The organism is Burkholderia sp. (assembly GCF_018375725.1).
Lineage (GTDB): Bacteria > Pseudomonadota > Gammaproteobacteria > Burkholderiales > Burkholderiaceae > Burkholderia.
In genome coordinates, this window is the sequence record NZ_JAHACR010000114.1 from 1 (window position 1) to 11,710 (window position 11,710).

The window sequence follows — 11,710 nt, forward strand, 5'->3', positions numbered from 1 at the left end:
CCGCCCTGCCGGCGCAGCGCGCCCGCGCCGCCGATCCCGACGCGGTCACGTTCGCCACCCTCGACACCGGAGACGCACGCATGGCGGCCGTGCTCGCGCGCGTCGCGAAGATCCGCGGGCGCGACCTGCCGCTGCTGATCCTCGGCCAGACCGGAACGGGCAAGGAATGGCTCGCGCGCGCCCTGCATCATGCGTCGCCCCGCGCGGACGGCCCGTTCGTCGCGGTCAATTGCGCGGCACTGCCCGATTCGCTGATCGAGGCCGAACTGTTCGGTTACGAAGACGGCGCGTTCACCGGCGCACGCAAGCGCGGCAGTCCCGGCAAGATCGCGCAGGCGGACGGCGGCACACTGTTTCTCGACGAGATCGGCGACATGCCGCTCGCACAGCAGGTGCGCCTGATGCGCGTCTTGCAGGAACGCGCGGTCGTGCCGCTCGGCGGCGGCCGCGCAGTGCCGGTCGATGTCCGGGTCGTGTGCGCGACGCACCGCGACCTGCGCGCGATGATCGCCGCAGGCACGTTCCGCGAAGACCTGTTCTATCGGATCAACGGGCTCTCCGTCACGCTGCCGCCGCTCGCGGCGCGCACCGACCTGCCCGTGCTCGTCGAACGGATTCTCGAGCGGCTCGGCCGCAGCGAGCCGATGCCGTGCCGGCTCGCACCCGATGTCCGCGACGCGTTTGCGCGCCACCGCTGGCCGGGCAACCTGCGTCAGCTGACCAACGTGCTGCGTACGGCCGGCATGCTCGCCGAGGACGAACCGGAAATCACGCTGGCGCATCTGCCGGACGATTTCTGGCTCGATTGCGACGCGTCGCGGGCCGCACCATCCGTCGAGGTGCGCGAAGCGGCGACGCTGCATGACCATCAGTCGGCCGTGATCGATGCGGCGCTCGCGCGGCACGATGGCAACGTGTCCGCGACCGCGCGGGCGCTCGGGCTGGCCCGCAATACGGTATACCGGCATCTGCGCAGGCGCTGACGGCGCGCGGCAGGGCATGCGGCATCCGGACATCCTGCGCGCCGGCGCACAGCGGGATTCGGGTATGCTTGGCGGCTCGCCGTAACCGACCCGACGCCGCACCTACGACATGACCGCCCCCGAACGCCCTCCTCTCGTGCGCATCGAGCCGATCGGCGTCAGCTTCGAGGCGCCCGACTCGCTGACGCTGCTCGAAGCCGCCGGGTTCGCGAACGTCTCGCTGCCGCGCTCGTGCCGCAACGGGACATGCAGGACCTGCCTGTGCAGGCTCGTCGCCGGCACGGTCCGCTATACGATCGAGTGGCCCGGCCTGAGCCGCGAGGAAAAGGCGGAGGGCTACACGCTGCCGTGCGTGGCCGTGCCGACGTCGGATGTCGTCATCGAGGTGCCGGACGCGACATTGCGCTGATTCTCTTCCGTCCTTTCCGCCCGTCGCGGGATCGCCGGATACGATCGGGGCTCGATGCCGAAAGCATCCGCCCGGCACGTCATGTTATGGTTGGCCCACACTTTTGGAGAACGTGATGACACAACAAAACGACCGCATCGAAAAGCAGGCCCTGTTGTCCGTACCGCTGGATCGCGTCTGGGAGGCAGTCAGCAATTCCGGTGAATTCGGCAGCTGGTTCGGCGTGACGTTCGATGGCCCGTTCGACACGGATGCGCGGCTGTTCGGCCGGATCACGCCGACGACCGTCGACGCCGACGTCGCGAAGGCGCAGGAACCCTATGCGGGATCGGTCTTCGAGATCATCGTCGACAGCGTCGAACCGAAGCGGCGCTTCGCATTCCGCTGGCATCCGGCCGCGATCAACCCGGAGGTCGACTACTCGGACGAGCCGATGACGCTGGTCGCGTTCACGCTCGAAGCGAAGCCGGACGGCACGCTGCTGACGTTGACCGAATCCGGTTTCGATGAACTCCTGCCCGAGCGTCGCGCAAGCGCATACGAGATGAACGATCAGGGCTGGGACGCGCAGATGAAGGTGCTGCAGAAGTACCTGGCAACGCACGCGTAACAGCACGACCGGCGACGCTCCGCGAGCGGATGCGACGGCGCATCGGCTCGCGACGGATCGTCCGGAATGCGGCCTCGCGCGGCCGGACGCCCGGCTGCGCGAGGCCGCCCTGCACGAGCGGCCCGCGACATCCATCCCGCCGCTTCCCGATCGGCCAGGAACGTCGCTATAATACGGGCCATTCCTCGGGGAGTAGCCGCCCCGGACGCAATGTCCGGGGGCACACGTCAACATACTTGCCGGCCAATCTGGCGGCATGGCGTGCGCAGCGCAAGCCTGGCAAGACCGATGACATTCGTTCCCATCCAGCCGGGTCGCGGGAATGCGTGTCATCGCGTATTGACCGTGCGGCCCGGCGAACATTGATCTCGAATGCAATCCTTCCTTGTTTCGACCAGCATCGTCGCGCTCGCAGAAATCGGCGACAAGACGCAGTTGCTCTCGCTCGTTCTCGCCGCCCGCTTTCGCAAGCCGATCCCGATCGTGCTTGGCGTATTCGCCGCGACACTGATCAATCACGCGTTCTCGGGCGCGCTCGGTGCGTGGCTCGCCAGCGTCATCAGTCCAGGCATCATGAACTGGGCGGTGGTCGCGTCGTTCGCGCTGATGGCGGTATGGATACTCATCCCGGACAAGCTCGACGAAGCAGACGCCGTCGCGACCAAGCATTCGATGGGTATCTTCGGCACGACGGCGCTGACGTTCTTTCTTGCCGAGATGGGCGACAAGACGCAGATCGTGACCGTCGCGCTGGCTGCCCGCTTCCATGAATTCTTCGGCGTCGTGGCGGGCACCACGCTCGGCATGATGCTCGCCAACGTCCCGGTCATCTATCTCGGCCACCGGTTCGCCGACCGGCTGCCGACGAAGGCCGTGCATATTCTCGCGGCGGTGATCTTCGTCGTGCTGGGCGGGTTTGCGTTGCGAACCGCGCTCTACCCGACGCAGCACGCGCTGTTCTGAACCTGACGCGCATGCCGTGCGCCGCCCGCTCGAGCCGAGCCGGCGGCGCGCGGCTTCATCCGCCCAGATAAGCCTGCTTGATCCGGTCGTTGGCCAGCAGGTTCGCGCCGGTATCCGCCAGCACCACGCGCCCGGTCTCCAGCACGTATCCGCGATCGGCAACCTGCAGTGCCTTGTTCGCGTTCTGCTCGACGAGGAACACCGTCACGCCCTCGTCGCGGATCGTGCGAATGATGTCGAAGATCTGCGCAATGACGAGCGGCGCGAGACCGAGCGTCGGCTCGTCCAGCAGCAGCATGCGCGGCCGGCTCATCAGCGCGCGGCCGATCGCGAGCATCTGCTGTTCGCCGCCCGACATCGTCCCGGCGCGCTGCGCCGAGCGCTCCTTCAGACGCGGAAACAGCCGGTAGACATGCTCGACGCCCGCCTCGATCTCGTCGCGATTCGCGAAGAAGCCGCCCATCTTCAGGTTCTCGAGCACCGTGAGGCTCGGGAACACGCGCCGCCCTTCCGGCGAGATCGCCATTCCCTGCCGCATGATCTGGTGCGTCGACATCCCGGTGATGTCCTTGCCTTCGAACGTCACGCGGCCCGACGACGCGCGCGGCGTGCCGCACACCGTCATCATCAGGGTCGTCTTGCCCGCGCCGTTGCTGCCGATCAGCGTGACGATCTCGCCCTTGTTCACTTCGATCGACACGCCCGACAGCGCCTCGACCGCGCCGTAATGCGTATGAACCTGTTCCAGCTTCAGCATCACTCTTCCCCCAGATACGCCTTGATCACGCGCGGATCGTTACGGACCGCTTCCGGCGTGCCGATCACGATCGGCCGGCCATGCTCCATCACGAGAATGCGGTCCGACACGCCCATCACGAGGCTCATGTCGTGCTCGATCAACAGCACCGAAACGCCGAATTCGCGGCGCAGCGCATCGATCAATTGCTGAAGCTCGATCTTTTCCTGAGGATTGAGGCCCGCAGCCGGTTCGTCGAGCATCAGCAGGCGCGGCCCGGTGATCATGCAGCGCGCGATCTCGAGGCGACGCTGGTGGCCGTACGACAGCGTGCCCGCCGGACGGTTGGCCACCGACGTCAGGTTCATCCGTTCGAGCCACATCGCCGCGCGTTCAAGCGCCGCCTTCTCGGCGTGCCGATACGCGGACGTCGCGAACAGGCCGTGCAGCAGGCCCGACTTCACCTGCCGGTGCTGTGCGACGAGCAGGTTCTCGACGACCGTCAGCGACTTGAACAGGCGGATGTTCTGGAACGTACGCACCAGGCCCTTGCGCGCGATCTGGTGACTGGCGAGCCCGGCGATCGGATGACCGTCGAGCACGACATCGCCCGCCGTCGGCCGATAAAACCCGCCGACGCAGTTGAACACGGTGGTCTTGCCCGCGCCGTTCGGCCCGATGATCGCGAACACCTCGTCGCGGCGCACCTCGAAATCGATGCCATCGACGGCAAGCAGCCCGCCGAAGCGCATCTGCAGCCCGGCCACCTTCAACATCTCTGCATTCGCGCTCATTGCGGCAACTCCACGTGAGGACGGCTCGCAGGCAGCAGCCCCTGCGGACGCCACATCATCATCAACACCATCACCAGGCCGAAAATCAGCATCCGGTACTCTGCAAAGCCGCGCGCGACTTCGGGCAGGATCGTCAGCAGGATCGCGGCGAGGATCACGCCGAGCTGCGATCCCATGCCGCCGAGCACGACGATCGCGAGGATCAGCGCCGACTCGATGAACGTGAACGACTCCGGATTGACGAGGCCCTGACGCGCCGCAAAGAACGCGCCGCCGATGCCCGCGAACGCCGCGCCGAGCGTGAACGCCGACAGCTTGATGCGGGTCGGGTTCAGGCCGAGCGAGCGGCAGGCGATCTCGTCGTCGCGCAGCGCTTCCCATGCGCGGCCCATCGGCATGCGGATCAGACGGCTCGTCACGAACAGCGTGAAACCGACGAGCAGCAGCGCAAGCAGGTACAGGAAGATCACCATGTGCTCGCCGCTGTATTCGAGGCCGATCAGGTCGTGGAACGTCTTCGCGCCCTCGACGCTCGCGGAACGCGCCATCTCCAGGCCGAACACGGTCGGCTTCGGAATGCCGGAAATGCCGTCCGGGCCGCCGGTCAGGCTCGTCAGGTTATTGGCGAGCAGGCGGATGATCTCGCCGAAGCCGAGCGTGACGATCGCGAGATAGTCGCCGCGCAGACGCAGCACCGGGAAGCCGAGCAGGAAGCCGAACGTGGCCGACGCGATCGCGGCGAGCGGCAGGCATTCCCAGAACGTCAGCCCGAAATACTGGTTCAGCATGGCGTAGGTATAGCCGCCGACCGCGTAGAACCCGACGTAGCCAAGATCGAGCAGGCCCGCGAAGCCGACGACGATGTTCAGCCCGAGGCCGAGGATCACGTAGATCAGCGCGAGCGTCGCGATGTCGACCGCGCCGCGCGACCCGAAGAACGGCCACACGAGGCCGGCCGCGAGCAGGCCCCACAGGATCGCGCGCTGCTGCTTCGCGCCCATCGCGGGCATGGCCGGCAGCGGCATGGCGGCTTTCGCGCGCACGAGCCACGGCTTGAAGAGCTGGAACAGGAACACGGCCGCGACTGCGGCCCACACCGGACGCCAGTGCGGCTCCAGCACCACCTGATAGCCGTCGAGCTTCAATTGCAGGCCGAGCACCGGGATCGTGAGAACCGCGGTCAGGAGCGCCGCGGTCAACGCGTTTTTCAGTGTCGCGCCGACCGATGCGTCGGCAGCCGGCTGGCGGACGGATATGACTTGACTCATCTGCGTCTCCCTCAGACTTTTTCGATGTCCGACTTGCCGAGCAGGCCGGTCGGGCGGAAGAGGAGGATCAGCACGAGCAGGCCGAACGCCACCACGTCCTTGTATTCGGCCGGCATGTAGCCCGCCGCGAAGGTCTCCGCCAGACCCAGCAGCACGCCGCCGAGCATCGCGCCCGGGATGCTGCCGATCCCGCCGAGCACGGCCGCGGTGAATGCCTTGATTCCGGCGACGAAGCCGATGTACGGATTGAGCTTGCCGATCGTGAGGCCGATCAGCACGCCGCCGACGGCCGCGAGCATCGCGCCGAGCACGAACGTGAAGGAAATCACGCGGTTCGTGTCGATCCCGAGCAGGTTCGCCATCTTCATGTCTTCCGCGCACGCGCGGCATGCGCGGCCCATTCGCGAATGGGAGATGAACAGCGTCAGCGCGATCATCAGCACGACCGTCACGCAGACGATCAGCAGGCGCGCATACGGCACCGTCACGTCGAAGTCGCCACCGAGGTGGATGTCGAACGCGCCGGCGATCAGCACCGGCACGGACACGTCGCGTGCGCCCTGGCCGATCTGCACGTAGTTCTGCAGGAAGATCGACATGCCGATCGCGGAGATCAGCGGCACGAGACGCGGGCCGCCGCGCAGCGGCCGGTACGCGACGCGCTCGACCGCATAGCCGTACGCGCCGGTGACCAGCACGGATACGACGAGCGCGGCGCCGAGCACGAGCGGCAACGGATAGCCGGCGGATACGCCGATCGCGGTCAGGGTGACGAGGCCCACGTACGCGCCGATCATGTAGATCTCGCCGTGGGCGAAGTTGATCATGCCGATGATGCCGTAGACCATCGAATAGCCGATGGCGATCAACGCATAGATCGCGCCCAGCGTCAGGCCGTTGACCAGCTGCTGGGAGAATTGGGGAAAGAAGTCGGTCATGTGCGGGAAGCCCCGTTTGCGCCACGCCGTGCGCGGCCGCCGGATCACCGGTCGGCCGCGCGCCGTGCACGCTGTCGTCTCGATGCGCCCGCGGCCGCATGAGCGGCCGATACGCCACCGCCCCGCCCGGGCTGCGAGCGGGGTGGAACAGTGGTACGGGCGGGTACGCCGTTTAGTTGGCTGCGGTCTTCGTGGCGTCCTTGTGCCACGTGTAGACGACGAACTTGAACGCCTTCAGGTCGCCCTGCGGGTCATACGCGACCTTGCCGATCGGCGTGTCGAACGTATGCTGGTGCATGTAGGCGGCGACCTTCGTCGGATCGGTCGTCTTCGCGCCGGCGATCGCGTCGGCGATGATCTTCACCGCGGCGTACGCCGGCATCTGGAACGGGCCGTTCGCGTCGCGCTTCTTGTCGGCGAAGGCCTTCACGAGCGCCGCGTTGGCCGGATCGGCCGAGAAGTCGGCGGGCAGCGTGACGAGCATGCCGTCCGACGCCGGGCCGGCGATCGCCGTCACGTCCTTGTTGCCGACGCCCTCGGGCCCCATGAACACGGCCTTCACGCCCTGCTCGCGCGCCTGGCGCAGCAGCAGGCCCATTTCCGGGTGATAGCCGCCGAAGTAGACGAAGTCGACGCCTTGCGACTTCAGCTTCGTGATGATCGCCGAATAGTCGGAATCGCCGGCGTTGATGCCCTCGAACAGCACGACCGGAATCTTCGCGGCTTCGAGATCCTTTTTCACCGACGACGCGATGCCTTGCCCGTACGACTGCTTGTCGTGCAGCACCGCGACCTTCTTCGGCTTGACGTGATTGATGATGTACCGTGCCGCTGCCGGGCCTTGCTGGTCGTCGCGGCCGATCGTGCGGAAGATGAACTTGCGCTTCTTGTTCTCCGTGAGCTGCGGCGCGGTCGCCGACGGCGTGACCATCACGATGCCCTCGTTCTCGTAGATGTCCGAGGCGGGAATCGTCGAGCCCGAGCACACGTGGCCAATCACGTACTTGATCTTCTGGCTGACGATCTTGTTCGCAACGGCGACCGCCTGCTTCGGCTCGCACGCGTCGTCCATCATCACGGCCTCGAACTTGTTGCCGCCCGCGCCGCCTGCCGCATTGATCTGCTCGATCGCGGTCAGCGCGCCGGCCTTGACCATGTCGCCATACTGGGCGACCGAGCCGCTCATCGGACCGGCGATGGCGATCTTCACGGTTTCCGCTTGCGCGGCGGCGGCGCCGACGGCAAACAGCACGGCGGCGAGAGACATGGACGTAAGACGGGACAGCGTCATCTGGAGCTCCTCGATGTTGTTAGTCATACGGGCAAAGGCGGCATGACTTGCGCAATCGAACAGCACCGGGGGCGAGGACATGGGACACGCCCGAGACGCGAAGACGGACCTGCGGCGTGATAAGACTTGTGCGGGGCCCGGCTCTTTCAGTCCCCGAGGGAACCTTTGGTTCGGAAAGACAACGTGATGCGTCTTGCATTGCGCAAGCGTTTCGCCTGCCCCGCTTGCCGAACCGCTCGTCGGAGGGATGGTCCGACAGCTGTTGGCAAGGCAACTGAAATTATATGAGGATTTTGAGATCGTCTGTCGAAAATGCGGGCCGACCAAGGGAAAACACGGAGAACGATCGTGCGACGCGGTGGCAATTCCGGTGCAACCTCGACCTGCGCGCGTGGCGAACAAACGGCGCAATCGGGTTGCGATTCGGGCCGAGGCCTCGCCGCTTATCCTTGTCTGGCAAGGATTTCGCGATTCGGTCGTCGGAAGCGGGCGAAGCGTTCGGCTGGCCGATCGGCATCGCGCGCGATCGGCAGCCGAGCGAGCGATGAAGCAGACACGCGTTGCAGTGCGCTGCCCGAACCGGGCAAATCATTCGATTTGCTGTCTGAATCGCCAACATCGAAAGCGAATCGTCATCCACGAAAAATAATGCCAATCCGCTGCGCTCCGGCATCCCGGCCGGTCTCGTCGCCATTCTCTCGTCGCCCTTCGCATGTTGCCGGCGCGATACATCGCGGCTTCACGCAGCCGAACCGCAGCCTGAGACGCGACGGATCGACGGCGTGCCAGCCGGCGCTCAGTCCGGATACGCCTCGTCGACCTTGAGGTTCGCCAGCTTGAAGATCGTGCGCAGCGTCCGCGGATTGATGTCGCGTCGCGCCGCGAGTGACGTCAGGATGAAGTCGAGTGCTCGTGCGTATTTGAGCAACGTGGCGCAACTCTCGAGATCCTCGGTATTGGCGCGCAGACGCTCCGCGAGGCGGACCATTTCGGCGGACAGCGTATGCGCCATGTCGAGTTCCATCTGCTGCTTGGCGCTCCACGTCGACTTCGGCTGCTCGAGGAGCTTGACCAGGAAAGCCTGGAATTGCGCGTCGGACTGGTTCGGAAGCGCGTCAATATCGTGTCCCCGTTCTGCGGTTGGGCGAGGCGGTCCGATGGACGCGCTCGACGGTTTGTAGGTATCCGTACCGATCAACCGGCGCGGTCCTTGTGCCCAATGCATTGCAGAATTCGTACCAGCGCCCGGCCCCGCGATGCCGGAACCCACGAAAGAGAACCCGACGATCGCCGCTCAGGCCCATCGGCAGGCGGCCTGCATCGATCTCGGCCAATGACGTGCCGCACCGTGTCACCACACGCCCCGGCTGTCGGGAAACAGCGCGAACAGCAAAATGATTCAAGGATGTAACGTAACGCGCGCAGGGAAAACTGAAACGACGCCGGCGGCCAACACCACGCCCGGCACGCGAAAGATGCGGCCGCATGACGCGTGAACCCGAGTAGACGAAATACGGCGTAAACCTCAGAATGCCATCCAGTTTATGCGCCGCCGCGGCGCCACGCGTTTGTCTTGTATCAAGCCTGAATCCTGATGCGTTTTTGTTTCGGAAACACCGTCACGTTGATAGGGAAGATGGCCGGTTCAAGCGCGTTTCTGCCGCGCCAAGACGCCCGGGCGTTCAGGCGTGGAGATAAACTGGCTCGCGCGCCCGACGGGGCGTCAGGCGGTCCATCTGCAATCCAACCGTTTTTAACGAGATTCCAAAGTTCTATGTCGAACGAACACGCCCCCCACGATCAAGCAGTCGAGCATGCCGCTCGCTCCGGCGATCCGCTGTCGCGTTGGGTCGCCGTCTTTACCGCCATCCTGGCTGCCGTCTCCGGCCTGCTGCACTACGAAGAAGGGGTTCTGCAGACCCGGGCCCTGATCTCCAAGAACGACGCGGTCCTGTTGCAGAGCAAGGCGAGCGATCAATGGAGCTACTATCAGGCCCAGTCGAACAAAGGGCATCTGATGGAACTCGCCGCTGAAACGGCGCCTGCCGAAAAGCAGGCCTATTACCGCGATCAGATCGGCAAATACGAAGAGCGGAAGAAGGAAGCGACGGCCAAGGCGCGCGACCTGGAGCAACAGGTCGAGGCGGCAAACCGTCAGTCGGAGAGCAATCAACACCCGCAACACATGTTCGGGCAGGCGCTCGCGCTGATCAGCGTGGCGATCTCGCTGGCCGCCATCACGTCGCTGACCAGCAGCCGCAAGCTCTTCGTGCTGGCAGGACTCACCGGGCTGGGCGGCCTCGGTGTCGCCATCGCCGGCTTCCTGCATCTGTAAGCACGCGAGTCACCCTCGCCGCCCGCCGGGCGGCCATGCTCCCCTCGGCCGCCCGGGCTGCTTAACCGCCCGGGCAGGTCTTCGCGCGATTGTCGAGGTTTTCGCGCTCGACGGTCAGCAGTGCCGATCCGCGCGCACCCTGACGCGTGATGCGCAGCACGTAGATGGCATCGTAATCGTCGCTTGGCCAATACCGGACACCGGCCGGATCGCCGCCGAACTCCTTGACGATCCGGCGGGACAACTGTTCGATGACCGTATGCTCCCACGCGACGACCACGCGGCTTTGTCGATAGGACGGGGATAACAGCGCTGCGTGCAGGCCGTCGATGTCGGCAAAGCCGATCGACGTGTTGACGGGCAGGCCAAAGTAGATGGCGGTCGGCTCGATCGTCGCCAGCGGCCGCACATAATCGTATTTCGTGCCGCGATCGTCCTTCTGATGCGCCGGATCCGGGGCGAAGATCACATCCGGCCTGCCGTATTTCGCTTCGATCACGCGCGGCAGCGCGAGCGCCCTATTCAGCCCTTCGCACGTCAGTTGGCCGAGCCCGTTGGCCGGTTTTTCGCCATGCCGGACCATGACGATCGTTTCGACCTCCTCGTCCGCGGCCCGCGCGTGCATCGAGACCAGACCGGTCATCACAGCGAACGAAGCGGCCATGAGCGCCGGCAGAAAACGGTAGCTTTTCATCAGTTGCGTGAATAAGGGAATGCGGCGATTTTAGCAACGCCAACCGGAACAATGCATTTCCGGAACATCGCGCGCATCTGTCAAATCCGATTCGGCACGCCATCGCGTCGAGCGGTTCCGAGCCAGCGGCCGCGACATCGCGGCCCGCTTTCACGGCTGCAGCCGCGCCGGCCACACCCATCGTTACCCTCGCCTTTCTCGAAAATGGGCGCCGATTATTTCTAAATCGGCAAAAGGTAATTCAACCAAAGCAGGATGTTTTTTCCGCGCGCGGACGCTTACATTTAGCGCACCACAAATTGGAAACCGCTACGGAATCGACATCGGGCAGTTGCAAACACTGCCTGGATCGATACCGCACGAGCTTTAGGAACCGGCAAAATGAATTCTTCCAAATCCCTGCCAGTGCTCGATTCTGACGATGTCCACGTCGAAATCCTCGAACGTTCCGAAACACTGCTCGTCGTCCGCTGGGTCGAACCCGGCCGCTGTCACTACGGCGAGCAACGCTGGCGCCGCCGCTTCGCCCAGCGCACCGGCACCTGCGCGCTGTCGCGGCAGGTCATCCATCGTGGCGACGAAGTATTCCGCCCGGCCGAGCGTCCGGCCCCCGCGAATGCCGCCGCGATGATCTCCGCCGCCGAAGTGCTCGCTCTCGCCGGCAGCAACTGACGGAGCGCCGGCGCAGT

Annotated in this window: 13 protein-coding genes and 1 riboswitch; of the genes, 6 read left to right on the plus strand and 7 right to left on the minus strand. The window is 65.3% G+C overall.

Annotated elements, in window-relative coordinates:
- From KH616_RS13825 to KH616_RS13840, 4 genes are all read left to right on the plus strand, one after another.
- Nucleotides 1-983 (plus strand): sigma 54-interacting transcriptional regulator (locus tag KH616_RS13825; RefSeq protein WP_292245342.1); only part of this gene is annotated, 983 nt, incomplete at its 5' end.
- A gap of 109 nt (nucleotides 984-1,092) precedes the next feature.
- Entirely contained in the window at nucleotides 1,093-1,392 is a 300-nt protein-coding gene (locus KH616_RS13830) for a 2Fe-2S iron-sulfur cluster-binding protein (RefSeq protein WP_292245344.1), read from the plus strand.
- Between the two features lie 115 nt (nucleotides 1,393-1,507).
- The gene (locus KH616_RS13835) at nucleotides 1,508-2,002 is read left to right on the plus strand and encodes an SRPBCC family protein (protein ID WP_292245346.1); all 495 of its coding nucleotides are present in this window, start codon (nucleotides 1,508-1,510) and stop codon (nucleotides 2,000-2,002) included.
- A gap of 171 nt (nucleotides 2,003-2,173) precedes the next feature.
- Nucleotides 2,174-2,355: riboswitch (yybP-ykoY riboswitch) on the plus strand.
- A 19-nt stretch (nucleotides 2,356-2,374) separates the two neighbouring features.
- The gene (locus KH616_RS13840; RefSeq protein ID WP_292245348.1) at nucleotides 2,375-2,965 is read left to right on the plus strand and encodes a TMEM165/GDT1 family protein; all 591 of its coding nucleotides are present in this window, start codon (nucleotides 2,375-2,377) and stop codon (nucleotides 2,963-2,965) included.
- Between the two features lie 55 nt (nucleotides 2,966-3,020).
- On the opposite strand, the gene KH616_RS13845 is transcribed toward KH616_RS13840, so the two are convergent.
- The 6 genes from KH616_RS13845 to KH616_RS13870 form a co-directional block, all read right to left on the minus strand.
- A complete protein-coding gene (locus KH616_RS13845) occupies nucleotides 3,021-3,722 on the minus strand; it encodes an ABC transporter ATP-binding protein (protein ID WP_292245350.1) in 702 nt (233 codons plus the stop codon).
- Nucleotides 3,722-4,495, minus strand: coding sequence for a high-affinity branched-chain amino acid ABC transporter ATP-binding protein LivG (livG, locus tag KH616_RS13850; RefSeq protein WP_292245351.1), 774 nt, complete (start codon nucleotides 4,493-4,495; stop codon nucleotides 3,722-3,724). Before livG ends, KH616_RS13845 begins: the two co-directional genes overlap by 1 nt.
- On the minus strand, nucleotides 4,492-5,763 hold the full coding sequence (locus KH616_RS13855) for a high-affinity branched-chain amino acid ABC transporter permease LivM (RefSeq protein WP_292245354.1): 1,272 nt from the start codon (nucleotides 5,761-5,763) through the stop codon (nucleotides 4,492-4,494). The genes livG and KH616_RS13855 overlap by 4 nt, the downstream gene beginning before the upstream one ends.
- Before the next feature lie 11 nt (nucleotides 5,764-5,774).
- Nucleotides 5,775-6,701 carry a high-affinity branched-chain amino acid ABC transporter permease LivH gene (livH, locus tag KH616_RS13860; RefSeq protein WP_292245355.1) on the minus strand — a complete coding sequence of 309 codons (927 nt, stop codon included), beginning with the start codon at nucleotides 6,699-6,701 and terminating at the stop codon, nucleotides 5,775-5,777.
- 172 nt (nucleotides 6,702-6,873) lie between these two features.
- Entirely contained in the window at nucleotides 6,874-7,992 is a 1,119-nt protein-coding gene (locus tag KH616_RS13865) for a branched-chain amino acid ABC transporter substrate-binding protein (RefSeq protein ID WP_292245356.1), read from the minus strand.
- Between the two features lie 796 nt (nucleotides 7,993-8,788).
- Nucleotides 8,789-9,112, minus strand: coding sequence for a DNA-binding protein (locus tag KH616_RS13870; RefSeq protein ID WP_292245363.1), 324 nt, complete (start codon nucleotides 9,110-9,112; stop codon nucleotides 8,789-8,791).
- A gap of 654 nt (nucleotides 9,113-9,766) precedes the next feature.
- Here KH616_RS13870 and KH616_RS13875 point away from each other — a divergent pair.
- Nucleotides 9,767-10,327 carry a DUF4337 domain-containing protein gene (locus KH616_RS13875; protein WP_292245357.1) on the plus strand — a complete coding sequence of 187 codons (561 nt, stop codon included), beginning with the start codon at nucleotides 9,767-9,769 and terminating at the stop codon, nucleotides 10,325-10,327.
- A gap of 61 nt (nucleotides 10,328-10,388) precedes the next feature.
- Here KH616_RS13875 and KH616_RS13880 read toward each other — a convergent pair whose 3' ends face one another.
- Nucleotides 10,389-11,021, minus strand: coding sequence for a histidine phosphatase family protein (locus KH616_RS13880; protein ID WP_292245359.1), 633 nt, complete (start codon nucleotides 11,019-11,021; stop codon nucleotides 10,389-10,391).
- 381 nt (nucleotides 11,022-11,402) lie between these two features.
- On the opposite strand from KH616_RS13880, the gene KH616_RS13885 reads away from it, so the two are divergent.
- Nucleotides 11,403-11,693: a DUF3331 domain-containing protein gene (locus KH616_RS13885; RefSeq protein ID WP_292245361.1), complete on the plus strand. Its 291-nt coding sequence runs from the start codon at nucleotides 11,403-11,405 to the stop codon at nucleotides 11,691-11,693.
- Nucleotides 11,694-11,710 lie beyond the last annotated feature (17 nt).